General features: G+C 59.3%; 28 protein-coding genes. 13 read left to right on the forward strand and 15 right to left on the reverse strand.

The features are described 5' to 3' along the window. Positions 1-116 precede the first annotated feature (116 nt). A complete protein-coding gene (locus tag LG383_RS09455; protein ID WP_225758966.1) occupies positions 117-1,727 on the forward strand; it encodes an FAD-NAD(P)-binding protein in 1,611 nt (536 codons plus the stop codon). Here the strand turns inward: LG383_RS09455 and LG383_RS09460 are convergent. The 5 genes from LG383_RS09460 to LG383_RS09480 form a co-directional block, all read right to left on the reverse strand. Then, positions 1,714-3,027, reverse strand: a complete 1,314-nt coding sequence (locus LG383_RS09460) for an amidase (RefSeq protein ID WP_225758967.1) — start codon at positions 3,025-3,027, stop codon at positions 1,714-1,716. The two genes, LG383_RS09455 and LG383_RS09460, sit on opposite strands and share 14 nt — an antisense overlap. Before the next feature lie 52 nt (positions 3,028-3,079). Next, the gene (gene hisD / locus LG383_RS09465) at positions 3,080-4,390 is read right to left on the reverse strand and encodes a histidinol dehydrogenase (RefSeq protein WP_225758968.1); all 1,311 of its coding nucleotides are present in this window, start codon (positions 4,388-4,390) and stop codon (positions 3,080-3,082) included. Then, the gene (locus tag LG383_RS09470) at positions 4,390-5,529 is read right to left on the reverse strand and encodes an ester cyclase (RefSeq protein ID WP_225758969.1); all 1,140 of its coding nucleotides are present in this window, start codon (positions 5,527-5,529) and stop codon (positions 4,390-4,392) included. The genes hisD (LG383_RS09465) and LG383_RS09470 overlap by 1 nt, the downstream gene beginning before the upstream one ends. Positions 5,530-5,647: 118 nt before the next feature. Then, a complete protein-coding gene (locus tag LG383_RS09475) occupies positions 5,648-6,619 on the reverse strand; it encodes a nuclear transport factor 2 family protein (RefSeq protein ID WP_106993679.1) in 972 nt (323 codons plus the stop codon). After that, positions 6,616-7,686 carry a LacI family DNA-binding transcriptional regulator gene (locus tag LG383_RS09480; protein WP_225758970.1) on the reverse strand — a complete coding sequence of 357 codons (1,071 nt, stop codon included), beginning with the start codon at positions 7,684-7,686 and terminating at the stop codon, positions 6,616-6,618. Before LG383_RS09480 ends, LG383_RS09475 begins: the two co-directional genes overlap by 4 nt. 352 nt (positions 7,687-8,038) lie before the next feature. On the opposite strand from LG383_RS09480, the gene LG383_RS09485 reads away from it, so the two are divergent. The 6 genes from LG383_RS09485 (at position 8,039) to LG383_RS09510 (ending at position 14,132) form a co-directional block, all read left to right on the forward strand. Further along, positions 8,039-9,277, forward strand: a complete 1,239-nt coding sequence (locus tag LG383_RS09485) for an MFS transporter (protein WP_106993677.1) — start codon at positions 8,039-8,041, stop codon at positions 9,275-9,277. A 73-nt stretch (positions 9,278-9,350) separates the two neighbouring features. After that, positions 9,351-10,673 carry a histidinol dehydrogenase gene (gene hisD, locus LG383_RS09490; RefSeq protein ID WP_225758971.1) on the forward strand — a complete coding sequence of 441 codons (1,323 nt, stop codon included), beginning with the start codon at positions 9,351-9,353 and terminating at the stop codon, positions 10,671-10,673. Positions 10,674-10,676: 3 nt separating this feature from the next. Further along, positions 10,677-11,441 carry an SDR family NAD(P)-dependent oxidoreductase gene (locus LG383_RS09495; RefSeq protein ID WP_225758972.1) on the forward strand — a complete coding sequence of 255 codons (765 nt, stop codon included), beginning with the start codon at positions 10,677-10,679 and terminating at the stop codon, positions 11,439-11,441. Between the two features lie 8 nt (positions 11,442-11,449). After that, positions 11,450-12,178, forward strand: a complete 729-nt coding sequence (locus tag LG383_RS09500) for an alpha/beta fold hydrolase (RefSeq protein ID WP_225758973.1) — start codon at positions 11,450-11,452, stop codon at positions 12,176-12,178. Next, entirely contained in the window at positions 12,165-12,953 is a 789-nt protein-coding gene (locus LG383_RS09505; protein WP_225758974.1) for an HpcH/HpaI aldolase/citrate lyase family protein, read from the forward strand. Before LG383_RS09500 ends, LG383_RS09505 begins: the two co-directional genes overlap by 14 nt. Before the next feature lie 12 nt (positions 12,954-12,965). Further along, on the forward strand, positions 12,966-14,132 hold the full coding sequence (locus tag LG383_RS09510; RefSeq protein ID WP_225758975.1) for a cupin: 1,167 nt from the start codon (positions 12,966-12,968) through the stop codon (positions 14,130-14,132). A 40-nt stretch (positions 14,133-14,172) separates the two neighbouring features. Here LG383_RS09510 and LG383_RS09515 read toward each other — a convergent pair whose 3' ends face one another. Both LG383_RS09515 and LG383_RS09520 read right to left on the reverse strand, forming a co-directional pair. Further along, the gene (locus tag LG383_RS09515) at positions 14,173-14,808 is read right to left on the reverse strand and encodes a carbonic anhydrase (RefSeq protein ID WP_225758976.1); all 636 of its coding nucleotides are present in this window, start codon (positions 14,806-14,808) and stop codon (positions 14,173-14,175) included. Between the two features lie 43 nt (positions 14,809-14,851). Beyond that, positions 14,852-15,664 (reverse strand): MBL fold metallo-hydrolase, encoded by an 813-nt coding sequence (locus tag LG383_RS09520; RefSeq protein WP_225758977.1) that lies wholly within the window; start codon positions 15,662-15,664, stop codon positions 14,852-14,854. Positions 15,665-15,791: 127 nt separating this feature from the next. Between LG383_RS09520 and LG383_RS09525 the strand changes: the two genes are divergently transcribed. Continuing rightward, positions 15,792-15,932, forward strand: coding sequence for a hypothetical protein (locus LG383_RS09525; RefSeq protein WP_032617828.1), 141 nt, complete (start codon positions 15,792-15,794; stop codon positions 15,930-15,932). Between the two features lie 62 nt (positions 15,933-15,994). Here LG383_RS09525 and LG383_RS09530 read toward each other — a convergent pair whose 3' ends face one another. From LG383_RS09530 to LG383_RS09545, 4 genes are all read right to left on the reverse strand, one after another. Then, on the reverse strand, positions 15,995-16,477 hold the full coding sequence (locus LG383_RS09530; protein WP_225758978.1) for a heme-binding protein: 483 nt from the start codon (positions 16,475-16,477) through the stop codon (positions 15,995-15,997). Between the two features lie 77 nt (positions 16,478-16,554). Then, entirely contained in the window at positions 16,555-17,178 is a 624-nt protein-coding gene (locus tag LG383_RS09535) for a response regulator transcription factor (protein WP_225758979.1), read from the reverse strand. Next, a complete protein-coding gene (locus tag LG383_RS09540; RefSeq protein ID WP_225758980.1) occupies positions 17,171-18,499 on the reverse strand; it encodes a sensor histidine kinase in 1,329 nt (442 codons plus the stop codon). The genes LG383_RS09535 and LG383_RS09540 overlap by 8 nt, the downstream gene beginning before the upstream one ends. Positions 18,500-18,659: 160 nt before the next feature. Next, on the reverse strand, positions 18,660-18,821 hold the full coding sequence (locus LG383_RS09545; RefSeq protein WP_166182259.1) for a hypothetical protein: 162 nt from the start codon (positions 18,819-18,821) through the stop codon (positions 18,660-18,662). Between the two features lie 162 nt (positions 18,822-18,983). Between LG383_RS09545 and LG383_RS09550 the strand changes: the two genes are divergently transcribed. Genes LG383_RS09550 through LG383_RS09565 form a run of 4 tightly spaced genes read left to right on the forward strand, consistent with a single transcriptional unit; the run spans position 18,984 to position 22,063 of the window. Beyond that, a complete protein-coding gene (locus LG383_RS09550) occupies positions 18,984-19,802 on the forward strand; it encodes an ABC transporter substrate-binding protein (RefSeq protein WP_225758981.1) in 819 nt (272 codons plus the stop codon). Position 19,803: 1 nt separating this feature from the next. Then, positions 19,804-20,616: an amino acid ABC transporter ATP-binding protein gene (locus LG383_RS09555; protein ID WP_166182257.1), complete on the forward strand. Its 813-nt coding sequence runs from the start codon at positions 19,804-19,806 to the stop codon at positions 20,614-20,616. Then, positions 20,616-21,392: an amino acid ABC transporter permease gene (locus LG383_RS09560; protein WP_225758982.1), complete on the forward strand. Its 777-nt coding sequence runs from the start codon at positions 20,616-20,618 to the stop codon at positions 21,390-21,392. Before LG383_RS09555 ends, LG383_RS09560 begins: the two co-directional genes overlap by 1 nt. Further along, entirely contained in the window at positions 21,377-22,063 is a 687-nt protein-coding gene (locus LG383_RS09565) for an amino acid ABC transporter permease (RefSeq protein WP_225758983.1), read from the forward strand. The genes LG383_RS09560 and LG383_RS09565 overlap by 16 nt, the downstream gene beginning before the upstream one ends. On the opposite strand, the gene fumD is transcribed toward LG383_RS09565, so the two are convergent. The 4 genes from fumD to LG383_RS09585 all read right to left on the reverse strand — a co-directional run bounded on the left by fumD (position 22,044) and on the right by LG383_RS09585 (position 24,885). Next, positions 22,044-22,253 (reverse strand): fumarate hydratase FumD, encoded by a 210-nt coding sequence (gene fumD, locus LG383_RS09570; protein ID WP_032617775.1) that lies wholly within the window; start codon positions 22,251-22,253, stop codon positions 22,044-22,046. The genes LG383_RS09565 and fumD overlap by 20 nt on opposite strands. A gap of 110 nt (positions 22,254-22,363) precedes the next feature. After that, entirely contained in the window at positions 22,364-23,176 is an 813-nt protein-coding gene (locus LG383_RS09575) for a MetQ/NlpA family ABC transporter substrate-binding protein (RefSeq protein WP_039029111.1), read from the reverse strand. Positions 23,177-23,201: 25 nt separating this feature from the next. Then, positions 23,202-23,870, reverse strand: coding sequence for a methionine ABC transporter permease (locus LG383_RS09580; RefSeq protein WP_032617773.1), 669 nt, complete (start codon positions 23,868-23,870; stop codon positions 23,202-23,204). Then, entirely contained in the window at positions 23,863-24,885 is a 1,023-nt protein-coding gene (locus LG383_RS09585; RefSeq protein ID WP_225758984.1) for a methionine ABC transporter ATP-binding protein, read from the reverse strand. The genes LG383_RS09580 and LG383_RS09585 overlap by 8 nt, the downstream gene beginning before the upstream one ends. Before the next feature lie 585 nt (positions 24,886-25,470). Here LG383_RS09585 and pykF point away from each other — a divergent pair. After that, a complete protein-coding gene (pykF, locus tag LG383_RS09590) occupies positions 25,471-26,892 on the forward strand; it encodes a pyruvate kinase PykF (RefSeq protein ID WP_106993661.1) in 1,422 nt (473 codons plus the stop codon). Positions 26,893-26,982 lie beyond the last annotated feature (90 nt).

The raw sequence follows: 26,982 nt of genomic DNA on the forward strand, positions 1-26,982 counted from the left end.
TATGCCTGAGCTACTGATTTGCTCATTTTGCGTTTTCAACCACACTTATTTTTCATGGATTAATAACGCGCGTGCCTGAGACGATTGTCAGGCAGGCAAAAAAAGGGTGAGCATTGATGAAAAGGATCGCCATTATCGGCGCAGGGCCGACCGGCATTTATACGTTTTTTTCACTACTGAACCATCGGACGCCGCTTTGCATCACTGTTTATGAGCAGGCTGAAAAAGCCGGGGTTGGCATGCCCTACAGCGACGAAGACAACTCAAGACTGATGCTGGCCAACATCGCCAGCATTGAAATCCCGCCCATCTTTTCCACCTATATTGACTGGCTGCGTACCCAGGACGATGCCCATCTGGCGCGCTACGGTGTGGAGAAATCGACCCTGCACGTGCGCCAGTTCCTGCCGCGTATCCTGCTGGGGGAATATTTCCGCGATCAGTTTGTACAGCTGGTCGAGGAGGCGAAAAAAGCGGACTTTGAAGTGGAAGTGCGCGAGTCCTGCCAGGTCACCGACGTGGAGGCCACGCCTGAGGGGGTTAATCTCTGGGCCGAAGGTGAGCCCACGCCGAAGCAGTTCGATCTGGCGGTAATTGCCACCGGGCACGTCTGGCCGGATGAGGAGGCCGCATCGCGATCCTTCTTCCCGAGTCCGTGGTCCGGGCTGATGGAGGCCAGAATCCCCGCCTGCGACGTCGGCATTATGGGCACCTCGCTGAGCGGGCTGGATGCGGCGATGGCGGTGGCCGTTCAGCACGGCACATTTATTGAATCCGAAGATGAACAGATCCAGTTCCGGCTGGATGAGGGCAGCGAGGCGCTGAAGATTGTGCTGATGTCCCGCTCGGGGATCCTGCCCGAAGCCGACTTTTACTGCCCGATCCCCTACGAGCCGCTGACCATCGCCACGGAAGCGGCAATAGATGCCGCTATCGAACAGGGCTCAGAGGGATTACTGGACCGCATCTTTGACCTCATTGTGGCCGAGCTGCAGCACGCCGACCCGCAGTGGAGCAAGGCGGTGGCGTTAGAGACCCTGACGGCTGACACCATCCGCGAGGCCTGGTTTGCCGACCGGGAAAAACACGGCCCGTTCCGCTGGGCGGTCTCTAACCTTGATGAAGTGGAACGCAACAAGCGCGACAAACGCACGGTGCCGTGGCGCTACACCATCCTGCGCCTGCACGAGGCCGTGGAGAAGATTGTTCCCCATCTGACTGAAGAGGACAGAGAGCGTTTCAAGGTCGGTCTGGCGCGTATTTTCATCGACAACTATGCGGCGATCCCGTCCCAGTCGATCCGCCGTCTGCTGGCCCTGCGCGAAGCGGGCGTTATCAGCATCCTTACCCTGGGGGCTGATTATGAGCTGGCGTTGAAAGAGGATCGGACGGTGATCCATGTCGAGGGCGAAGCCTGGTATTTCGATGTGTTTATTGACGCGCGCGGGCAGCAACCGCTCAAAACCAAAGACCTGCCGTTTCCGGTCCTGCGCCACCAGCTGGAGTCCGCCGGAGAGGATATTCCCGACGTCGGGGACGATTACACCCTGCTGGCCCCCGACTACCTGCGCGGGAAAATTGCTTTCGGCGCCCTGCCGTACCTGATGCACGATCGCCCCTTTGTGCAGGGGCTGGTGGTGTGCGCCGAGATCGGCGAGGCGATGGCCAAAGCCGCCGTGCAACCCGCCTCGCGCGTGCGCAAATGGCTGCGGTTTACTCCAGACTGAAGGCGGTTTCGCAGGCGGCGGCCAGCGCCAGTAAGGAGTATTCATCTCCGGCACAGGAGAGTATTTCGAGCCCTACGGGGAAGCCGGTTTGCGTGCGACCGCAGGGAAGCGTGATGGCGGCACACCCGCTGATGGCCGCCAGTTCGGGGCCGCAGCCGGGGGGCATTTTCTCAAGGCTGTCGGCAATCCGGCTCACCGTTGGGTAGAGAAAACCGTCGAGCCGCCCCTGCTCTGCTACCTGCCCCAGGGCCTGTTGCAGCCGACGCCGCAGCTGCCGTCCGGCAAACCACTCCGGCGTTTTTAACCTCTCGCTGGCGAGCATCCGGGTCAGGAGCGGCATAAACTCAGGCAAAAACTGCCCGGAGGTCACAATCCCCCGGAGCCCCGCAGGCGCGCCGGGCTGCTGCTGTAACCAGACGTCAAACCCCACGCGAAACTCATACAGGCTCAGACAGGTCGCTTTTGCCAGTTCAGGCAGGATCGGCAGGTCAATCTCCACGATCGTCGCGCCGTGCCGCCTCAAGGTGGCGATGGCGTCATGCCAGACGGCCAGTTGCTGAGGATCACGCCCTTCCAGGGCTCGGATAACGCCTAACCGCACGCCTTTCAGCGACAGAGGTTGAACAGTGTCAGGCGTCTGGCCATGGATAATCGCGTGCAGCAGAGCCGCGTCCTGGACGCTGTGCACCATCGGCCCTACCGTGTCTTTACTCAGGGAGAGCGGCGCGATGCCCTGCATTTGCGCCCTGCGTACCCGCGGCCTCAACCCCACCAGTCCGGTATAGCTGCACGGGATCCGGATCGAGCCGCCGGTATCGGTGCCGAGCGCACCTTCCGCCATCCCGGCCGCCACCGCCGCCGCGCTTCCCCCGCTGGAGCCGCCTGCGGTGATACCCGGAAACTGCGGGTGATGCACATCCCCGCCCAGCGTGCTGCGGGAGCGGACGTCGAAGGCAAACTCAGACATATTCGCCCGGGCGAGAATAATCGCTCCGGCCTGGCGCAGCCGACGCACCACCAGGGCATCGGTGGTGGCCCGTAGCTGCGCCAGCGCGGCGCAACCTAATGTCAGGGGCAGCCCGGCGCAGGCGATATTATCTTTGACGATCAGCGGCACACCGTGCAGCGGGCCTAACAGATTACCATCACGCCGCTGCCTCTGGCGCTCAGCGGCCTCAGCAAGGGCATTCGGGTTGATCCCGAGAATGGCGTTCAGCTGCGGGTTCGCATCAATAGTCGCCAGCCGTCGGGTTATCTCCGCCACACAATCCGCGGGGGGGATCAGCCGTTGTTTTTTCATAGCATCCTTTAGCCTGCCGGAGGCCAGGCTCGCGCCCGACCTCCTGTCGCCTTTAGTCGCGCAGCCCGGAGGTGATGGCATCCAGTGCCTCTGGACGCAGACGGATCTCCGCCGCACGACGGTGGCCCTGCATCCCCTCGGTACGGCTCTGGCGGATCGCCGGTTCGGCAATGGCGGCGATACCCTGCTCGTCGATCCACTGATGGGTACAGATCTTAACGTAAGCCCCTACCCACAGCCCGCCGGTATAGCGCGCCGCCGCCATGGTCGGCAGAGTATGGTTGGTGCCGCAGCATTTATCCGAGAACACCACACTGGCATTCTGGCCGATAAACAGCGAGCCGTAATTGCGGATTTTCGCCGCCGTGCCGTGCGGATCCCGGGTATGGACCTGCAGATGCTCGGTGGCCATGTAGTCTGCGAAGGCGATTAGTTGCTCCTCGCTGTCACAGACCACAATTTCACCCTGACGACGCCAGGCCTCGCCCGCCGTAGCGGCGGTAGGCAGGTTTTTCAGCTGGCGTTCAATCTCTGCCAGCGTGCCTTCGGCAATCGCCCGGCTGGTGGTCGCCAGCCCGACGCGAGTATGGACATCATGCTCGGCCTGGGCCAGCAGGTCGGCGGCAATAATGCGCGCATCGGCGCTGTCGTCGGCGATGGTGAAGATCTCGCTCGGTCCGGCCAGGGCGTCGATCCCCACCTTGCCGAACACCTGGCGCTTGGCCTCGTTCACAAAGGCGTTGCCCGGCCCGACAATTTTATCCACCGCCGGGACGCTTTCGGTTCCCCAGGCCATGGCCGCGATGGCCTGCGCCCCGCCGATTTTAAAGATCCGATGCGCCCCGGCGAGGTGACAGACCGCAATCATCGCCGGGTGCGCCGCGGGCGGCAGACAGGCAATGATCTGCTCACATCCGGCCACCGTCGCCGGCACGATGGACATCACCGGCGCGGAGAGGATCGGGTAGCGGCCCCCCGGGACGTAACAGCCCACCGTCTGGACGGGGATAATGCGGTGCCCCAGATGGACGCCGGGCAGGGTTTCCACCTCCAGCGGCTGCATGGTGGCGAGCTGGGCCTCGGCAAAGCGGCGCACCTGCTGGATGGCAAACTCGCTGTCGCGGCGGGTCTGGGGATCCATCTCCCTGAGCGCGGTTTCGATCTCCTGAGCGCTGACTTCAAACTGCGCCGGCACCACCTTATCAAACTGCTGAGAATAGCTTCTCAGGGCCGCGTCGCCGTCAGCTTTTACGCGCTCAATAATGGCGCTCACCGTGTCGGTTAACGACCTGTCGGCCTGCGCATCCTGCCCCTGGGGACGTTTAATCCAGCTCACCTGGTCAACAATTGACTGTACAGACATTACGCTTCCTCCATTTGACCCAGTTTGATTTGCGCCAGCAGCGCCAGGTGATCGTAAACCACCCACTCGTCGACGATTTTGCCGTTAATAATGTGGTAGTGAGACATGCCCATCACGAACAGGCGTTCACCGGTCGGTTTACCCAGCTCGCCGTAGCCCAGATGATGTCCCTCAATAATCCAGCGCACCGCCACCTTGGTGCCGCCCTCCTCGCACGGGTTGGAGCAGATATGCTGCGGCAGCCAGGCGCCGTCCGGGATCATGCCGATCAGGGCCAGGGTCTGATGGGTGACCGACGCCGTGCCGTACAGCTCTTTCATCAGCGGGCCGTGCCACTGGACGTTCGGGGCGTAGACCTCTTTGATCTTGCCCAGCATCCGGCGGTTGTAGATTTCGTGCAGCCAGCGCAGGCATTGCTCTTCGGTGTCGGTGTGGGCAATGGAGACGTCGCAGACCATTTCCGGCGGATACTGCCCCAGCATGCGGCCGTTTTCGCCGATGTCGGTGACGCGAAAGCCCTTGTCGAACTGCTCTTTCGCCATGTTAAAGGCGATCTCGTCGGTATTGAGCCCGAGCTGTTTCATCAGGGACATGTTGTCGCTCACCACCCACTCCCGGTAGATTTTGTTCTCGTGGATCATGCAGTCGGCCACGGTGCGGGTGACGAAGGTGCGGTTGGTCGGCTTGCCCAGATGGCTGAACTGGGTATGACGTCCGCTGCCGGTCACCAGGTGCGAGGTATAGAAACCGTCCACGTCGTTACCATTCCAGATCACCTGGGTAGCCATGCCGCGGCGCTCCGGGAAGGCCACCAGACGCTGGAGGGTATCCTGCACCACCTGCTCGCGGGTATAGAGCGTGCCCAGCGCGTTATATAACACGCAGTTGTGGGTATAGTGGGTGTAAATTAATCCCACGTCGCGTTCATCCCATATTTTATGGGTACAGCGAACGATGTAATCGACAATATCGGTATAACACTCATCGAATCCACGTAATGATTGTACGCGCGGACGTTTCTCCGGGACTAAATCAATAAAGTCCCGGCGTTCAATTTGTAATACCGGTTCGTCGCGGGTAAGTTTACTGTTTTTTTCGGGTACGGCTGGCGCTTTATTTGTTGCTTCGGTTGAAGACATATAAACTCCTGCATCTATTTTCAGACAATACGATCCCGCACCCGGAATGGATGGAGAAGAGAGCCGCAACAGGTATTGCGGCAGAATTAAAAACGTTTTTTAGATAACGGTATTTCGCTTAATTAACGAGTTGTGACCAGATAGCTAATTCATCAATGCCTAAATATTCGCGAATAATTAACCCATCGCGTAATTCCAGCTGGCTGATACCGGTAATAGAGACCGGTTTACGGGTCGGTACGCCAAATTTTCCGTAGCCGTCGTGCCAGGTCAGCAGCGACCAGCGCAGGGAAATGCGCACCGGCTCGTTGGGGTCCCGACGCACGATCAGGTGGTGCAACTGCACTTCGCTGTCAGCAAAGGATGCCCGGTAGCCCGACAGCAGCGCGGCGATCTCCTGCTCGCCGGTACCGATGCAGTGCCCCGGCGCATAGAGCGTTGCGGCTGGATGGTACAGGCCCGGCACGGTGCCGCTGTTGCCCCCCGCCCACATCGTCAGATAGCGTTCCACCACGCCGGCAATCGGCCCGTCGACATCGTCGCCTTCAGGCCCACCCGCCCAGCGCGCGTCGAGGGTTTCCGCGCTTTCGCGCACCATTCCCAGCTGATCCTGCATCACGCCCAGGTTGCGCGCGAACGCCTGCACGTTGAGTCCTAACTGGGCCACAATCGCCGCCCGGTCCTGCAGGAGCCACTCCTGGCGCACAGCGCCCTCGGCGCAAATCCGGTCGGCCCAGGTACGCACCCAGACGGTTTTCCCGGTTGGCGGGCCGAAGAAGCCCTCCCCCTGATGGCGGATGCAGGCAATTGTGCGCTGAGCAGCGTAATGCTCATCCCCGGGGTTTTGCGTCACCAGAATATCTTCCGTCAGCACGGTACGCTGGGGGAAGCTGTGCATCGCCTCCAGGGTCAGGCGCATAAACTGCGAGAGATCGTTAAGCTGCTTCTCCGGGGTGATAAACACCACCGGCGTGGCGTAAAAGTCGGCCAGTTGGCCAATGTCCTTCTGCTCCCAGACCACATGCGTCAGGGTGAGAATAAACTGCTGGATAGAGTCGAACTGGGGGCTGAATCCCGGCAATCTGCTCATTTGTCCTCCTGGGTCTGGAACACGTAATTACCCTCTGCATCAATAGTGCCCGTATGCGGGCGGCGTGCAGAGTGGCGTACCACCAGCCTGCCCGGGACGATGACCTGTTCAGGTTCGATGGTGCCGCTGTCGATCTGCTTCATCAGTAGTTCCACAGTGGCGGCAACCATCGCCTCTACCGGCTGCGAGGCAGAGGTTAAGGCGTAGGATGCCCAGCCGGACGGGCCAATATCGTCGTAGCCAATAATCGAGACGTCCTCCGGGATGCGCAGGCCAAACTCGTACCGCGCCACATCCATTACGATGACGGCCATATGATCGTTGGCGACGAAAATGGCATCCGGCGCGGGCGTGGCAGAGAAGAGCGCGTATGCCGCGCGGGCAGTCTGCTGCGCATCGTAATTACCGTTAACCACCCGGACGTCGTCAGCCCCCTGCTCCTGCAGCGCCGCCAGATACCCGTGCTGGCGAGCTATGTTGACGGACGAGTCCGCCACGCCGCCCACGTAAGCAAAGCGCTGATGACCAGCGGCCAGTAAAAATTCAGCAATCTGGCGGGCAGCCGCCTCGTTATTGCTGTTGACGCTGGAGGCCATGCCGCTCTCTTCGCTGCGGTTAAACAGCACCACCGGGATCCCGGCAGCGAGACACTCCTCGGAGAGATCCAGCGACAGCGTCACCGAAGCCAGCACGATGCCGTCCACGCGGTACTGCATAATCTGGTCGAAAATCCGATCCACGTTCCCCTCGCGATCGCCGACAAACAGCAGCAGGTGGTAGTTGAGGGTGTCCAGCTTTTGCGCCAGCGCCTCCAGCACCTGGGGGTAAAACTGATTATCAAAATAGGAGATCACCACCCCGATGATCCGCGACCGGGCGGTGTTAAGCGAACGCGCAATGGCGTTCGGCCGATAGCCCAGCTCCCGCGCCGCCTTGAGCACTTTTTCACGCGTGGCCGGCGAGATGCTGGCCCCCGGCGTGAAAGTGCGCGACACCGCCGACTGTGATACGCCCGCCAGCTGCGCCACCTGCTGAGAGGTCACCGCTGTAAAAGTCTTACGTTTCATTGCCCTGAGTCCTTATCCCTTTCGCTTCCCCATTCTGGCACAGATTCAAGGCGTTAAGCCGATCACCTGCGATGTTCCCCCGCAAAACTGTGCCTCAGGAAGCGGGTACTTTTTAGTCTTACACCATCTTTGCATGCGTATGCAACAACCTAAATTATTTTTTTCACAATGGTGACAAACGACCTTTACAAAATTGAAACCTTTTCGTAACTTCAATTTTTGAATACGTATGCAGCGCAGTTTTCACACCGTCAATGGTACCGGGCAGATTGGGCAGTCACCAAAAGGAGTGAGCCGGTAAAAGTTGTACTTGACTGGTTTTAACCCATTACGTTTTAAGAGGTTCACAACCATGTTTCGAGCACTGTTACGCCGACCGGAAGCCCGGCTGTTCTTTATCATCAGCGTGTTGTTTTTTATCTGTATTCATAGCATCGATGCGTTTCTGGCCCCGATGATGATTAATCAGGGGATGGAGCCGCAGGTGATGGGGATCATCATGGGGGCCAGCGGGCTGGCGACCCTGCTGATCCGCTTCCCGCTGGGGATTGTCTCCGACGTGGTGAAGAGTCGGAAAATCTTTATCCAGTTCGCGCTGGTCCTGCCGATCATCGCCTGGCCGCTGGCCTGGCTGGAGCCGAATGCCATTACCCTGTATCTGGCGAAAGCGGCGGACGGGGTGACTGCCGCCACCTGGGTGCTCTACAACATCCTGTTTATTCGCTACTTTGATCGCAAAGAGGCCCCCGCTGCCGTGGCGCTGCTGGCGCTGGCCGGGCCGGTGGGGGTGTTTCTCGGCAACTGCATCGGCGGCCTGTTGATTCACTATTTTGATAACAACATCGCCTTCTTCGTCTCCTGCGTGTCGGCGCTGGTGGCGCTGTATCTCACCACCCGCATTCGCGATGTCCACGACCCGGTCAAAGCCCCGACGCTGAAAGCCTGTATCGCCGGAGCCCGCCTGCAGCTGGCCGACCGTTCGGTGTGGCTGATCGGCATTCTGGCGACCCTCGTCATCCTGGTGCCTTTTGCCACCCGCGATACCCTGACGCCGATCTACGCCGAGCAACTGGGCGGGCGGGCCGGAATTTTAACCCTGCTGAGCAACATCCATCTGATCTTCTACGCTCTCGCCATTGCCCTGTGCAGCAGCGTGTTCTACCAGCGCCTGGGCCTGATGAAGACCGCGGTGCTGGGCATTGTGCTGCAGGTGGTGTCGACCTTTGGCATCCCCTTCACCAGCAATCTGTATCTGATCTATCTCTTGCAGGCGCTGGCCGGCTTCTCCTTCGGGATGGCGTTCGCGGCCTTTATGTCCCTGAGCGTGGTTAACACTACCTCCGATGAGCAGTCGACGCGGATGGGGCTGTTCCAGACCATTTATTCCTGCGGCATGTTTGCCGGGCCGGTGATCATGGGGGTGATGATGCAGCACATTAATCTGTCGTCCGGGTATCTGTTTATCGCCGCCCTGTCGATTGTCGCGGCAATTGCCACCCCGCTTTCGGTGCGCTGGGTCTATTCCCGTAAAACACCGGCCACGGCTGAATTATCTCTTAACAGTTCCCTCGCGCCCGCGCGCGACCAGTAATTTTTATTGCCGATAAATTTATCCCGGCCCGCCGGGCGGGTACCCCTCATCATAAATAGAGAAGGAAGATAGTGTGGCTTATATACTTAAAACCAGTAAACCGGTTCAGGAACGTCAGGATGCGCAGCGACAAATAAGGGAAACGGTAGAGCTTATCCTTGCGGATATTGAAAAGCGCGGCAATAAAGCCATTCGCGAATTATCCGTTAAGTTCGATCGCTATGACCGGCAGGATTATCGCCTGACCGATGCAGAAATTAATGCCTGTATCAAAAAATTAAGCCGTCAGGATATTCACGATATCGAATTCGCCCAGGAGCAGGTCTTTAATTTTGCTCGCGCGCAAAAAGCATGTCTGCTTGACCTGGAAATTGAGACCCGCCCCGGGGTGATCCTCGGCCATAAAAATATTCCGATTAACGCGGTGGGCTGTTATGTCCCGGGCGGAAAATATCCGCTGCTGGCCTCGGCGCACATGTCGATTATTACCGCCAACGTGGCGGGCTGCTCCCGCATCGTCAGCTGCGCCCCGCCGTTCGGCGGCGAGCCTGCCCCGGCGATCGTGGCGGCGCAGAAAATGGCCGGCGCCACCGAGATCTACGCCCTCGGCGGCATTCAGGCGATTGGCGCGATGGCGCTTGGCACCGATTCCCTGGCCCCGGTGGATATGCTGGTCGGGCCGGGTAACGCCTTTGTCGCAGAAGCCAAACGCCAGCTGTTTGGTCGGGTTGGCATTGATCTCTTCGCTGGACCCACCGAAACCCTGGTGATTGCCGACGACACCGTCGACGCCGAGATCTGCGCCACCGACCTGCTGGGACAGGCCGAACACGGGGTTACAACACCTGCGATCCTGCTGACCAATTCGATGACCCTGGCCAAAGAGACGCTGCGGGAGATCGACCGCCTGCTGGAAAAACTGCCCACCGCCGACATCGCCCGCCAGGCCTGGCACGACTACGGGGAGATCATCGTCTGCGACAGCTACGACGAAATGCTCGCCGAAGCGGACCGCATCGCCTCTGAACATGTCCAGGTGATGACCGACCGCGACGACTGGTTCCTTGCGAACCTGACCAACTTCGGCGCCCTGTTCCTCGGCCCGCGTACCAACGTTGCCTATGGCGACAAGGTTATCGGCACTAACCACACCCTGCCGACGCAAAAGGCGGCGCGTTACACCGGCGGCCTGTGGGTCGGCAAGTTTATGAAAACCTGCACCTGGCAGAAGGTGCTCAGCGATGAGGCCACCACGGAGATCGGCAGCTACTGCTCGCGGCTGTCGCTGCTGGAGGGCTTTGCTGGTCACGCCGAGCAGGCCAACGTTCGCGTGCGCCGCTACGGTCAGGTGGAGGTGCCTTACGCCACTCCGGCCCCGGTCAGAGAGAAGGTATAACCCATGACCTTTCCTGAGATGCCCTCCTTTGGCCTGCACGGCAAGCGCGCCCTGGTGACGGGCGGCTCCAGAGGGCTGGGGTTCGCCTGCGCCGTCGCCCTGGCCCACGCCGGGGCAGAGGTGTGGATCGCTGCCCGGGATCGCCAGGGGCTCGACGGTGCCGCCACCCTCGCCTCTCAGCACGACCTGGTGCTGCACCCGGTGGCGCTGGATATCACCGACGTGTCGCAGGTCGAGTCGGCGCTCGCCGGGCTGCCCGCATTCGACATTCTGGTGAACAGCGCCGGGCTGGCGCGCCACGAAGCATTTCTTACCGTCAGTGAGGAGAATTTCGATGCGGTAATGGCAATTAACCTGCGGGCGACCTTCTTTATCAGCCAGCGGGTGGCGGCGCGGATGCGCGACCAGCAGATCGCCGGGTCGATCGTTCACCTCTCCTCGCAGATGGGGCACGTCGGCGGTCCGCGGCGCAGCGTCTACTGCGCCTCCAAATTCGCCCTGGAGGGGCTCACGAAAGCCATGGCGCTGGAGCTGGGCGAGGACGGGATCCGGGTCAACACCCTGTGTCCGACCTTTATCGAGACCGCGCTCTCGGCGCCGTCGCTGGCCGACCCCGATTTTCGCCGCTACGTGCTGGACAACATCAAGCTGCCCCGGCTGGGCAAGGTGGAAGACGTCATGGGGCCGGTGGTGTTTCTGGCCTCCGATGCTGCAGGAATGATCACCGGCAGCGCGCTGATGGTCGACGGCGGCTGGACCGCAACGTGAGGACGGAGATGGAGACAGATAATCACGCCCTGCCGCTGGTGCTGCTCGGCGGCACGCTGTGTAACGCCCGGCTCTGGCAGCCCGTTCTGGCCCGGCTCAATCTGTCGGCCGTGATCTGCCCCCGGCTGACGGCGGACACCTCGGCGGAGCAGGCCTCGCAGCGGCTGCTCGAACAGCTGCCACCGCGCTTTCTGCTGGCCGGATTTTCGCTGGGGGCGATTGTGGCGCTGCAGATGGTCGCCGACGCACCCGGGCGCATTGCCGGGCTGGCGCTGCTGTCGGTCAACCCGCTTGCCGATAGACCGGAAAATGGCGCCTTGCGGCGCGAGGCGGTGCGCGACGCGCAGGAGCAGGGGCTGACGACGTGGCTGTCCGCCAGCCTGTGGCCGAAGTTCGTTGCGCCGTCGCGTGTGGACGACCAGGCCTTACAGGACCTTATCTGCCGGATGGCAGAGGAGAGTGGCCTCGATAGCTTAGTGACGCAGACCGAGATCGCCATTACCCGGCGGGATAATCGCGGGGCGCTGGCCGCCCTTGCCTGCCCGATCATTATTATCAACGGCGTGCACGACCCAATCTGCACGCCCCACCACCACCAGCTGGCTGCACAGAGCGCCCCGCAGGCGAGATGCGTTACCCTCGCCGCGGCCGGGCACTTCACCCTTCTCGAAGTACCCGATGAGGTCGCGCCCCCGCTAGGCCAGTGGATTCAGGAGTGTTCAAATGCGCAAGAATAAACTCAGGGCGGTGCAGGAAAACGCCGCCATTATCAACGGCTGGCTGGCGATCCCCTCCGGCTACAGCGCCGAAATCCTCGGCCATCAGGGCTATGACGCGGTGACCGTCGATCTCCAGCACGGGATGATCGACTTCGCCAGCGCGCTCGCCATGTTACAGGCCCTCTCCGCCACCCCGGCGGTACCGCTGGTGCGGGTGGCCGATAACGATCCGGCGCAGATCATGCGCATGCTGGATGCCGGTGCCTACGGCATTATCTGCCCGATGATCTCCACCCCGGAAGAGGCCCGACGCTTTGTCGCCGCCTGCCGCTATCCGCCGCTGGGCAATCGCTCTTTTGGCCCGGCCCGGGGCTTGCTGTACGGCGGGGCCGATTACCCTCAGCACGCCAATGATGAAATTCTGACCCTGGCGATGATCGAAACCCGCGAAGGGCTGGCGAACCTTGATGCCATTCTGGCCACCGAGGGGCTGGACGGAGTGTTTATCGGCCCTAACGATCTCTCCCTCACCCTGACCGGCAGCGCCAGCGCCGAATCCCGTCACCCGCAGATGCTGGCGGCCATTGAGCTGGTGGTCAGCCGCTGTCGTCAGCAGCAAAAAATCGCCGGGATCTTTTGTACCTCCGGCGAGGCCGCTGCCCGCCGTATCAGCGAAGGCTTCCAGTTTGTCACCCCCGCCAACGATGTCATGCAACTTGGCCGCGCCTCACGTGAAGCCGTCGCCCAGGCGCGCGGCAACGCGATCCCCACCACCGGCGCATCAGGCTATTAACAGGAGAGAATAATGAAAGCACGTCACATTACCCCGGAACAGGCCAGAAGCCGTCTGGTTGCCCCCGAAGATATGGTCTCCTGCAATCTGGCGTTTATTGATTGCAAACTTCCCGGCTCGCACCTGAAGCAGAACTACTCCTTTATTGGTCCGGGCGTAACCCAGTCCTCGGCCCAGGTGGTGAATATCCCGGAACCGCACGGCTTTAACATTGGTGCCGCGGCGATGCCCAAAGGGGTGACCAATAATCTGCACCTGCATTTCACCGCCGAAGTGTTTTTGATCCATGAGGGGACCTGGCGATTCCGCTGGGGAGCTAACGGCGAAAACGAAGCCGAGTTCAGCGCCCCGGCCATTCTCTCCATTCCGACCTGGATCTTCCGCGGCTTTACCAACGTCAGCAAAGAAGAGACGTCCGGCATGGTCTATACGGTGCTGGGCGGCAACCATACCGGGGGGATCATCTGGCATCCGTCGATTCTGAACGCCGCCAGCGAGTACGGCCTCTATCTGAGCAAAGAGAACATGCTGATCGACGTCAACGCGGGGGATACCCTGCCGGAACCGGCGGGGCTGCTGGCCCCGCTGCCTCCGGAAGAGATAGCCGCCCTGCGCCACTACTCTGTCGACGAGATGCGCCAGCGGGCGGTCACCGGTGAGGATCGCCGCTGGTCTGCGGCGGGGTTACTTGATTCGGTGCTGCCGGGCCACGGGGGGGAGATTGCCCCGGTGATTGGCTTCGGCATCAGCCAGGATAAACACGCCGGGCCCGCCATCGTCAATCCGCACGGCTTCTCGGTGGAGTGGCTGCGCCTGAAATCCGATCATGTGGTCGGCCGCCACTTGTGCCCGGACGTGCAGGTGATCATGGTCTTTAAGGGCACCCTGGAGGTGACCTGGAACCTGGAGGGCGAAGAGGTGAGCATTATCGCCCCGGAACGCTCGGTGATTTCGGTCCCGGAGAACAGCTGGCGGCGTTATCGCGCTCTGGACGGCGACATGGAGTGCATTCTCACCACCCAGGGCGATCAACGTAAGCGGGTTTACTGGGATGAGACGATCCTGGAGCAGGCCAGAGCGGCCAATCGCTGCCTCGATCCGGATGGCTACGTGACGGCGGTGGAGCTGCTGCCGGAAACGGCGAAGCGGGCGGGTCTGAGACTGGAAGTGATGCCTTAAACGGATGCAGGGCGGGAGATCCCGCCCTGCGCGCTGACAATTACTCGAAGTAAACGCCAGGATTGTCTGACAGAGAGACGAAGGATTTTGACTCTTTATCCAGGGCGAGGATTGCCCCGCTTTCAATATCGTAAACCCAGCCGTGCAGGCGGATAGCGTTGTTACGCAGGCCGACCGCCACCGAAGGGTGAGTTTTGATGTTGCTCAGCTGGGCGAAGACGTTTTCCTGCACCATGGCATTCACTTTGTCAGTCGGGTTATCCCAGGTTTTATTCTCGACAACTGCTTTCGCCGCATCGGAGTAACGCAGCCAGTGGGATACCGCCGGCATCGGATCGAGGTTGGCGTTGTCGGCAATGGCCTTCATCGCGCCGCAGTTAGAGTGGCCGCAGATCACGATGTCGGTAACGCCCAGTGCCACCACCGCGTATTCGATAGTTGCGGAGACGCCGCCTGGCTCAGGCCCAAACGGCGGCACGATGTTGCCAGCATTACGAATGACAAAGAGCTGTCCCGGATCCTGCTGGGTCACTAACTCCGGCACCAGACGGCTGTCGGAACAGGAGATGAAAAGCGCTTTGGGATTCTGGCTGGAGGCCAGACTGCGGAAGAGGTCTTTACGTTGCGGAAAAACTTCTTTTTGAAAGCTGAGGAAACCTTCAATGATATGTTGCATAGCAATGTCTCATTTTATTGTGATTGTACAGGCATGATCGAGATCACGGTTTTTTGAGTTTACCCACCGTCCCCGAGTTCAGACAAGCAATATATTTCTGGACCGACCCCATGACAATCTCCCGCGCATTGGTGGAAATGTTCTGCCCTTCAAAGGCGCCGTAGAGCCGTTCAAAGCGTACATTCTCCAGACGCGCGGCGATCGCGCTTACCTCATCTGCCGGCAACGGAAGCATATTCGGGTAGCTCCACATAAAGGAGACCGCGTCTTTTCCGGGGGTCACCTGCAGGATATCCCCCGCCAGCAATACGCCCCCCTCGACATTCCAGTGCAGCACCGTCCCACCCGCAAAGTGACCGCCCAGCCGCATGAGCGTAACGCCAGAGGCGATCTCGAGGGAATCCCCCTCCCAGAAGCGCAGGGCGGGACTGTCCCGCATCACCCACTGCCGATCGCTGGCATGCAGATACACCGGGGCATTAAAGGCCGCGGCCCACTCCTGCATGGTGGTGTAGTAGTGCGGATGGGAGATGGCGATAGCGTCAATCCCGCCCAGCGCCGACACCAGGGCATGGGTGGCGGGATCGAGGTTGGCGATGCAGTCCCAGAGCACATTGCCCTGCGGGGTACGTAGCAGGATCGCCCGCTGGCTGATGGCAAACGCCGGGACGGTTTTGATGCTCAGAAGGTTGGCCTCAAGCTGTTGCCACTTATTGGTGTGGGTGGTGGTCAGGGTGGCGAAATCGACCCATTCCTGCCCCGTCGCGGGCACGTACTGGCGTTCATCCTCGCAAATGGCGCACTGTTGCGGTTCGAGGTCATAAGACGTGCCGCAGGTTTTACAGATGGCGATCATGACTCCTCCTTTGTCGGATAAGTGATGAGTATGGCAAGGATTATCCTTATGTGCGCTGGGGTGCCTCAGGCTATGGTTTTGCTCTATAATACGACCTGGAACAAAAATCGAACAAAGCAGGTAAATGATGGAAATTGATCTCAACAATCTGGTGTTTGACGGGCTGGATGAAGCGGAAGAACGTAACGCAGAACGCCTTGAAGATGCGGATAAAAAAGCCCAGGCGATTGTAGCGGACGATGACTGCGGCGACGCCTGCAAGATCTGATGTAAAAAGCCGGGTGGCGGCTGCCGCCTTACCCGGCCTACAACATCTGTAGCAATTAATTATTACGACGTAGTCATACTGTCGATTGCTTGCTGGGCGCAGGCTTCATCCAGATGCCCACCCGGCGCGCCGCCAATCCCGATAGCCCCGATCACTTCATCCCCTTCCTTAACCGGTAAACCACCCGCCAGCAGCAGCAGGCCCGGGATATCACGCAGGTTCTGTGCCCCCGCATTGCTTTGCGCGGACTCCATCACTTTGCCCGAGGCATTTTTGGTGCTGAGCGCGGTAAAGGCTTTCATCTCACTGGCTTTCAGGGTGTGCGGACCGGCGTTGTCGGTGCGCTGAACCGCTTTAACCACCCCGGCACGATCCACCACCGTGACGCTGACCTGATAATTTTTGGTCGTACAGGCCTGAATGGCCGCGCTGGCTAAAGCGTTCGCCTGGGTCAGGGAGAGACTTTTTTGCGTCACGGACTGGGCGTGCGCCGATACGCTGACCATCCCGGCTACACACACTGCTGCCATCATTAACTTTTTCATCGCACATCCTCGGGTAAGTGGAAACAGATGCAGCGTACCGATATGCGTACTGAAATGTTATTCGGTCGATTACGCAGTTACCCTGGTAGTTCTACGGATTGCAATTTGTCGTATTCCCGAATGGCCTGCACCAGGCTGGAGACCCCCAGCTTGACGAACACCGCGGCGCGGTGCGCCTCCACCGTTCGGGGCGAGAGGTTCAGCCGGGCGGCGACCTCTTTATTACTGCTCCCTTCCATCAGGGCCAGCAGCACCTCGTGTTCCCGGGCGGTAAGCTGCTCAAACAGCGCTCTGACCCGTCTGGCCTCCTGCCAGCGCCCCACCCGCTGCTGGCTCTCGGCCAGCGCGGAGGTAATGGATTCGATCAGCTTGTCAGCATCCAGCGGCTTGGTGAAAAACTCAAACACCCCGTTATGAAACGCCCGCCGACAGGCATCGATAGTGCCGTGGCCGGTCATCAGGATCACCGGCAGCAGCGGCCAGAGCCAGGCCCCCTCCTCCAGCCAGGCCAGACCGCCTTTGCCCGGCATACGCATGTCCAGCAGCAGGCAGCCGGTCAGGGCCTTTTCGTCGCCGTGGGCGGCGGTAAAAGCCGCAATACTCTCGTAAGGTTCAACGCGCCAGTGCATCCCGGAGAGCAGAAAAACCAGCGACTCCCTGACCGAGGCATCATCGTCAATTAACCAGATGACGTTATCCATTTTCCTGACTCCCGTGATAAGCAAACTGCAACCGGACCCTGGCCCCGCCCTGCGGGGCATTATCCAGGGTCAGGGTGCCATTCATTCTGGTGACTAATGACTCGGTTAAGGTCATGCCCAGGCCGATGCCGCCCTGCCGCCCGCTGTAAAAGGGCATAAAGGCGTTGAGTAAGGCCTCCGGGGTAAAGCCCGGCCCGCCGTCAGTGATCTCTATCCTGATAAATTCGCCGCTGCGCTGGCTGTGGATATGCACCCAGCCCGCCACCCGCTCCTGCTGCGCCTGGATGGCGTTGCCGAGGAGGTTGTGCAGCACCTGCTCCAGCCACAGCCGATCGGCGCAGAGCGTGCGGGCATCGGGGGCGAAATCATGGGTGAGACGAATATGACGGGCGGAGCGCTCGTGCTCCAGCAAGTTGCCAACCTGCTGCCAGCAGCTGGCCAGATCCACCTCGCCCAGGTCTACTCTCTCCTCGGTGACATGTTCGCGAAAGCGGGTCAGCAGCTCGGCTATCCGCTGGGTCTGTACCAGCGCCGAGCCGAGGGCCTGGGATACCGCATCGGGATTGCCCTGATGCAACTGGCGCTGAGCCCCCTGGATCCAGGTCTGCACCGCCGTCAGGGGCTGGTTAATCTCGTGCACGATCCCGGCGGTGATCTCCCCCAGGGTATTGAGCCGGACATGCTGATAGTAGCGGGCGCGCTGGTCGGCGTTCTGGCGCTGCTTACGCTGCCAGAGGATCACCCCACCCGCCGCAATCACCCCGGCCCATCCCAGCCACAGCAGCATAAACGGCATCGGGGCAACATTCAGCCACGCCGGTCGGGCCTCGGCCCGCAGGATAAAGGGCTGAGTGTGCTGGGAGAACTGCCGCTGCCAGTGCCAGAAGGCCTCTTCGGAGGGGGGCGATGCGTCGCCGCGCAGATCCAGACTGAGGCGGGTAAAGTGCGGCCAGGCACCGATCACCGACCGGGTATCGATCAGCACCCGGATCTGACGCCAGGGGTTATAGAGCCAGTATTGCGTGTCGCCCACGGGTTCAACCCGCGCGGCGTCGAGGGCGCGCCCCTGGGTCTTTTGCAGGTCGCGTATTTGCGGGAATTTTTTACGCAGCGCGGCCAGATCTTCATCGCCATTCAACAGGGGCAGCACCGACTCATTCTGGGTGAGGACCGCTCCGGTTTCAGCAAAGGCGGTGGCAAACGCCCGGTCCAGATCCCAGAACTGACGGCGGATCTGTTCAGCATACAGCAGCACGCTGCTCAGCAGACAGGCAATCAGCCAGATCAGAAGCCCACGTTTTAAAAATTTTCGGCTGTTCATTTAGTTAACTGGCGCTGGTAAAGGACGCCAGAGACCTTAGCAGGAAGCTAAGCCGGGGACAAAACTTGCGGAGATTTTTGGATGTTAGCGTCCAGAATGACGGGGCGTGCGCGGAAGAACGCACACCTCATTCCAGTAGGTTTCCCGCACATGGCGGTGCTCAGCGTTGCGTTTGCTCATGGAACCACTCCGGATCGATATTGGCGATGTCCACGCCATACAGGCTGGCAACCGGCAAAATGGATTCAATAATACGCTGCGCGCTGTTCTCTTCCGGTTTTGCGGCAAAAAACCGCCGTAACGTACTCATCAATTTGCCCATTGCCTGTTCCTCATCTGTTCAGCCTGAATGCAGTAAACCAGCAATCTGCCCGCGGTGGAAATGCCGATTCCGGCAATAGTAAAGACGATATTGGCATTTGGCGGTCGGGGTCGGTTATGGGAGCGTAACAGGACAAAACAAAAAACAGACTCAGAGGAACTTATGGCAATACAGACAAAACTGGCGCTGGCACTTAGTTTGTTGGCCGCAGGCGGGATCGTTTCTGGTCAGGCGCAGGCAGATCAACTGGCCGATATCAAGGCGGCGGGGGTGGTGAAAGTTGCCACCTTCGATGCCAACCCGCCGTTTGGCTCGGTGGATGCCAAAAGCCACGAGATCGTCGGCTACGACGTGGATTTCGCTAAAGCATTAGCCAAAACGCTCGGGGTCAAGCTGGAGCTGGTCGCCACCAACCCGGCGAACCGCATCCCGCTGCTGCAGTCGGGCAAGGCGGATCTGATCGTGGCGGATATCACCATCACCCCGGAGCGCGCGCAGGTGATCGATTTTTCCACCCCCTACTTCGTGACCGGGCAGCAGTTCCTGGTTCCGGCAAAAGGGGCAGATACTCTGGATGCGTACAGCAAGGCGCGGATCGGGGCGGTAAAGGGCACCACCGGGGAGCAGGCGCTGCATCAGCGTTTCCCGCAGTCCCGGGTGCTCTCCTATGATGATATCCCGCTGGCGCTGACGGCGTTGCGCAACGGCAACGTGCAGGCCATCACCCAGGACAGCACCATTCTGGCGGGGCTGCTGGCCCAGGCGCCGGACAAAGCGAACTTTAAAATTCTTCCTGACCTGCTGAGTAAGGAGGAGATCGGCGTCGGGGTGAAGAAGGGCGAAACCGCGCTGCTGAAAGTGGTGAACGACGAGCTGGTGAAGCTGGAGAGCAACGGCGAGGCGGCGAAGATCTACGATGTCTGGTTTGGACCGCAGACCCCCTCCCCGCAGCTTCGCGCCTTTATAATAGAAGCCCAGTAAGATGTCAGGTTTATTCTCACGCTCCGCGGCACCTGCCGCGGATTTTTCACATCTGGCGCAGGCCAGCGTCACCTTTTCAGAGGTGGCAAAACGCTACGGCGATCGTCCGGTGCTGAAGGGCATCAACCTCAGCGTCACGCCCGGTGAAGTGGTGGCGATCCTCGGCCCTTCGGGTTCCGGTAAATCGACGCTGATCCGCCTTATCAATCAGCTGGAAACCCTGACCTCCGGCGACATCCTGATCGACGGCAAATCGACGCGTCAGCTCTCCCGCCAGGCGTTGCGGCAGTTGCGCAGCCGGGTCGGGTTTGTCTTTCAGCAATTCAATCTCTACAGCCATCTGACGGCGCGGCAAAACATCGCCCTGGCGCTGAAGCACGTGCACGGCTGGCGGCCCGCCGAGGCCGACACCCGCGCCGAAGCGCTGCTGGCGCAGGTGGGCCTGGCGGACAAAGCCGACCACTATCCGGAGGCGCTGTCCGGGGGACAGCAGCAGCGGGTGGCGATCGCCCGGGCGCTGGCCTCCTCCCCGCAGATCATCCTGTTTGATGAGCCCACCTCGGCTCTCGATCCCGAGATGATTGGCGAAGTGCTGCTGGTGATGAAAGCCCTCGCCCACAGCGGGATCACCATGATTGTCGTCACCCATGAGATGCAGTTTGCCCGGGAGATTGCCGACCGGGTGGTGTTCATCGACGGCGGACACATTCTGGAGGTGGCCCCGCCGGAGCAGTTCTTTCAGCATCCGTCCCATCCGCGCACCCAGCGTTTTCTGCAGAAGGTGCTCAACCCGCTGCATCCGGGTGCGGTGTGATGCCGGCCCTCGACTGGCAAGGGGTGCTGACCGGCCAGCCCTTGCAGTGGATCCTGTCCGGTTTTCTCACCACCCTGTGGGTGACCCTGGCGGGAATGGTGGTCGCCAGCCTCATCACCCTCGCCTGCCTGGGATTGCGTCTCGCCGGGGGCCGCATCGGCGCAAACATCGTGGTCCTGTGGGTCTCGCTGTTTCGCAACACCCCTCTGCTGGTGCAGCTCCTGTTCTGGTATTTCGCCGCATGGAGCGGACTGCCTCAGGATTTTCGCACCTTCGTGATGGATGAGCATGCCTGGGCGCTGCTGCCGGGCCAGGTCTGGTGGTTTACACCCGAATTTCTCTGCTCTGCCTGGGGGCTGGGGGTCTTTACCTCGGCCTTTCTGACCGAAGAGATCGCCGCCGGATTACGCGCCGTCTCTGCCGGACAGCGGGAAGCCGCTCTGGCACAGGGTTTTTCCGCCTGGCCGCTGCTGCGCTACATCCTCCTGCCGCAGGGGCTGGCCAACGCCTGGCAACCGGTGGTGGGTCAGTATCTCAACCTGATGAAGCTCTCGTCGCTGGCAAGCGGAATTGGCTTTGCGGAACTGACCTATCAGGTGCGGCAGATAGAGAGCTATAACGCCCACGCGCTGGAAGCGTTCAGCGTCGGCACGGTGCTGTATCTGCTCACCGGCGTGGCGATGGGCGTACTGTTGACGAAACTGGGTCCCACAACTGAACGGCGTAAAAAAGTCGCCCTTACCACCCGGAGTGAAGAGAAATGTTGGCCGGACTGACCGTAATTACCGATAACCTGGATTATCTGCTGTGGGGGCGGGCCGCAGCCGGTCAGCCCGGCGGCGTGCTGCTGACGCTGCTGATGGCCTTCGGCGCGGCGGCACTGGCATTACCCGCCGGGATTGGGCTGGCGGGTCTGGCGTGGCGATTTCCGGGGGCAATCCGCAAGGCGCTGTTCCTGTGGGCTGAGATTATCCGCGGGATCCCGCTGATATTTGTTATTTTCTGGCTGTGGTATCTGCTGCCACTCATTACCGGGGGCGACCTGCCGGGGGCGCTGACCGTCACCCTGGCGCTGGCGTGGTTTACCGCGGCGGCGGTGATGCACTCGGTGCTGGCCGGACTGCGGGCGTTGCCCGGCGGGCAAACTGAAGCGGCGCAGGCGCAGGGATTTAGCGCGCTGCAAACCCTGGGGTGGGTGCTGCTGCCGCAGACGTTGCGCAACATCTTGCCGTCGCTGGTGGGAATTTTTATCAGCCTGCTGAAAGATACCTCGCTGGCCTTTATCGTCAACGTGCCGGAGCTGACCACCGTCGCAGGCCAGGTGAACAACCGGGTGCAGATCTACCCGGGGGCGATTTTTGTCTTTACGGGGGTGGTCTATTACCTGCTGTGCTGCGGGATTGAACAGCTGGTAAAACGCTGGCAGTTTAACCGGCCAGCGCTTTAACCACGGTTTCCATCGCCTGGGTCGTCAATTCACTGCGCTTTACCCGCTGGTTCGCCAGCGAGGTACGCAGGACCCCGGCGATGACAATATGCTTTGGCTCCTGCCCGAGATCGCGCATCTCCAGAACGACTTTGCCTACCACGCGACACATCTCCTGATACAGCGCTTCGTCTTTGGTTACATTGCCCATGATCTTCACTCCATTGCCTGAAAACGTCAGCTTAAAGCATTCATAAGCCTTATACAAAAAAGAAGCCCGGCGAGAGACTCACCGGGCTTTTTAAAAGCAGAATCAGGGGATTAGTTGTTAACCGGGATCACCGCGCCTTTGTATTTGGTGCGGATCCAGTCCTGAATTTCTTTAGAGTGCAGCACGTCCACCAGCGCCACGATATCCTTCTTCTTCTCATCGCCACGGTGCACGGTGATGATGTTGGCGTACGGGTTGTTTTCACCGCTCTCTACCGCGATCGGGTCGTGAACCGGATCCAGACCGGCGTCGATGGCGTAGTTGGCATTAATCACCACCGCCGCGCCTTCGTCATTGTTGTACATCTGCGGCAGCAGAGAGGCTTCAACGTTCGGGGTGAACTGCAGTTTTTTCGGGTTCTCAACGATATCGCTGATGCGCGCGGTCACTTTGTCGATGCCCGGCTTCAGCTTGATCACACCCTCTTTCTCGAAGATAGAGAGGATACGGCCCTCTTCAGAGACGGCATCACGCATGATGATTTTGCCGCCTTCCGGCAGATCTTTCAGCGACTTGTATTTTTTGGAGTAGATACCGATCGGCTCGATATGGATCGCCCCGGCACTGACGAAATCATACTCTTTATCCCCGGCGTGATCTTTCAGTACGCTGTTCAGGTACGGAATGTGCTGGAAGTAGTTGGCGTCGATGTCACGGCCGGCCAGAGCGGTGTTCGGCAGGATGTAATCCTGGAAGGGTTTGATCTCCAGGTCGATACCCTGCTTCGCCAGAATCGGCTTCGCCTGCTCCAGAATTTCCGCATGCGGGGTGTTGGACGCGCCCACGGTCAGGGTGTCAGCCCAGGAGGCGAAGCTCAGGGCGCTGAGGGTTGCTGCGGCGATCAACGTCAGTGTCTTTTTCATGATGATGGTTCCTGTATATGTATTATTAGCGTTTATCTAACAGTGAAGTAATGATGTCGCCGCAGAACTGGATAATGAAAACGATGATCAAAATGGTCACCGTTGCCACCAGCGTGACGTCACCATGGTTGCGCTGGAATCCTTCCAGATAAGCCAGATTTCCCAGACCACCGGCACCAATCACCCCCGCCATTGCGCTGTAACTGACCAGCGCAATCAGCGTCACCGTGATCCCTGAGACCAGAGCGGGTGATGATTCCGGCAGTAAAACCCGAAAAATTAAGGTGCTCAGTCGGGCACCCATTGAGCGCGTCGCCTCGATCACCCCTTTGTCCACTTCACGCAGGGCAATCTCCACCAGACGGGCATAGAACGGCGCGGCGCCAACAATCAGCGCGGGCAGCGCGGCATTCGCCCCGAGGATGGTTCCCACCACGGTTTTGGTGAAGGGGATCAACAGTACAATCAGGATGATGAACGGGATCGAGCGGAACACGTTCACCACAATCGAAATCACGCTGTAGACCGTACGGTTGTGGAACATGCCACCCCGGGCGGTTAAAAACAGCGCCAGGCCGAGAACCAGCCCGAGGACAAAGGTTGCGACGCCGGAGAGTGCCGTCATGTACAGCGTCTCCAGGGTGGCGGCCCAGAGCTGGTCCCATTTCAGGTGCGGGAAGAGATTCTCAGCCATGTTTAATTACCTCGCCTTCAATATCACTGTGCTGCAAATCGGCGAGGATATTGTTCAGTTGTTCTTCTGTTGCCACCACGTGCAGCCAGAGCTGGCCGAACACGCCGTGGGCGGTTTGCGTCATTTTGCCGTGCAGGATGTTGAACGGCAGGCCGTAGCGCAGGGTAAGCTCCCCGACAATCGGCTTGTGGGTACTGTGTCCGGTAAAGGTCAGCTTGATGACGGTGCCTTCCAGCTCGTTCGCCAGCTCGGTGTTAAAGGTCTCCTCTTCGGCGTACTGGCTCACCTGACGGACAAACTGTTGCGTAATCGGCTGCTGCGGATGGGTAAAGACCTGCAGCACTTCACCCTCTTCCACCACTTTGCCGTTTTCCATCACCGCCACGCGGTCACAGATTTTGCGCACCACGTGCATTTCATGGGTGATAAGAACGATGGTCAGCTTGAAGCGACGGTTAATGTCGAGGAGCAGATCGAGGATCTGATCGGTGGTCTGGGGGTCCAGCGCCGAGGTGGCCTCGTCGCAGAGCAGCACATCCGGGTTATTAGCCAGCGCGCGGGCAATGCCGACGCGCTGCTTCTGCCCACCGCTGAGCTGGGACGGGTAGGCCTGTTCGCGGCCCTTCAGCCCCACCAGCTCCACCAGTTCCGCCACGCGGGCGTTAATTTTGGCTTTTGGCACCCCGGCGATCTGCATCGAGAAGGCGATGTTCTCGTTCACAGTGCGGGACCACAGCAGGTTGAAGTGCTGAAACACCATACTGATCTTCAGCCGCGCCTGGCGCAGGGCCTCGCCTTTCGCCGCGGAGATATCCTGGCCGTTAATCGTCACGCTGCCGGTGGTCGGTTTTTCCAGACCATTCAGCAGACGAATTAAGGTACTTTTACCTGCGCCGCTGTAGCCAATAATTCCATAAATCTGTCCCTGCTCTATCGCCAGGTTTACGTTGTCAACGGCGGTCAGCGCCACTTTTCCGTTGTCAAAAATCTTCGAAATATTCCTGAGTACTATCATTCTTAGAGTAATCCGTTCGCCTGTGGCGGTTTAGCAGTATGGATGTCCAAACGATAGTAAACAGCCGTTATTAGCTTTTAAACGACTGAAAAGGAATATCTTATAACTTACAGCGATATACCCCGTGCGCACTGGTAATAACCGTAAAGCGAATTTTCGGCAATCAATAGTTACGGAATGAATATGTGGACTCGCCCAAACACTTTGCGGCGTTTGACGTAAGGATTTCTACTGGCGCAACATCCTGAGGGGGAACCTTAACGCATTGATAACAATCTATTGTGAAACGCCATATAAAATTTTTGAAACGCTGTTTTTCTTTCCCTTTTGCGCATCTTTCAGCGTATAATGCGCGCCTAATCCCTGATGAATGGTTTCAGCGCTTGGACTACAAAAAACAACGCAATCAACTTTCCCTCTCTCCCTGGGCTGAACCACAGGCACACATTCTTCTGCACGCTCATTTGATGTCTCCTATCCTTAGTGCGTGTCACAAAAAATTTCGCAACACAGGTTTGACTCTGAGGCCCTGCGCCCCCGGAGCGATATTTCCATATCCTTCTCAACTTAAAGACTAAGACTGTCATGAAAAAGACGAAAATTGTTTGCACCATCGGCCCGAAAACCGAATCTGAAGAGATGCTGACCAAAATGCTGGAAGCCGGCATGAACGTTATGCGTCTGAACTTCTCTCACGGTGACTATGCTGAACACGGTCAGCGCATCCAGAACCTGCGCAACGTGATGAGCAAGACCGGTAAAAAAGCAGCAATCCTGCTGGATACCAAAGGTCCAGAAATTCGTACCATCAAACTGGAAGGCGGTAATGACGTTTCGCTGAAAGCGGGACAGACCTTCACCTTCACCACTGACAAGTCCGTTGTCGGCAACAGCGACATCGTTGCTGTAACCTATGAAGGCTTCACCAGCGACCTCTCCGTTGGCAACACCGTACTGGTGGACGACGGCCTGATCGGTATGGAAGTCACCGCTATCGAAGGCAAAAACGTTGTTTGTAAAGTGCTGAACAACGGCGACCTGGGTGAAAACAAAGGCGTTAACCTGCCAGGCGTTTCCATTGCCCTGCCTGCGCTGGCAGAGAAAGACAAACAGGACCTGATCTTCGGTTGCGAGCAAGGCGTTGACTTCGTTGCTGCCTCCTTCATCCGTAAACGTTCTGACGTGGTTGAAATCCGTGAGCACCTGAAAGCGCACGGCGGCGAGCACATCCAGATCATCTCCAAAATCGAAAACCAGGAAGGCCTGAACAACTTCGACGAGATCCTCGAAGCGTCTGACGGCATCATGGTTGCACGTGGTGACCTGGGCGTTGAAATCCCGGTTGAAGAAGTGATCTTCGCGCAGAAGATGATGATCGAGAAGTGCGTTCGCGCACGTAAAGTGGTTATCACCGCGACCCAGATGCTGGACTCGATGATCAAAAACCCACGTCCGACCCGCGCTGAAGCCGGCGACGTGGCGAACGCCATCCTCGACGGTACCGATGCAGTAATGCTGTCCGGTGAGTCCGCGAAGGGTAAATACCCGCTGGAAGCTGTTTCCATCATGGCCACCATCTGCGAGCGTACCGACCGCGTGATGCCAAGCCGTCTTGATAACAACAACGACAGCCGTAAACTGCGTATCACCGAAGCGGTGTGCCGTGGCGCGGTAGAAACTGCCGAGAAACTGGAAGCACCACTGATCGTGGTTGCCACCCAGGGCGGTAAATCTGCGAAAGCCGTGCGTAAATACTTCCCGAACGCGACCATCCTGGCTCTGACCACTAACGAGATCACTGCTCGTCAGCTGGTACTGAGCAAAGGCGTGGTGCCACACCTGGTGAAAGAGATCGCCTCTACGGATGATTTCTACCGTCTGGGTAAAGAAGTTGCCCTGCAGCTGGTTGAGCGTGGCCTGGCGCAGAAAGGTGACGTTGTGGTGATGGTTTCCGGTGCGCTGGTACCAAGCGGCACCACTAATACCGCATCTGTTCACGTCCTGTAATAATACCGAACGAATTAATTTGTATAAAAAGCGTCCTTCGGGGCGCTTTTTTTATTTCCGCTATCAACCAAACTTATTAAAAAAGCAAAT

It is taken from the genome of Leclercia sp. Marseille-Q4284, from assembly GCF_916618945.1.
GTDB lineage: Bacteria > Pseudomonadota > Gammaproteobacteria > Enterobacterales > Enterobacteriaceae > Enterobacter > Enterobacter tamurae.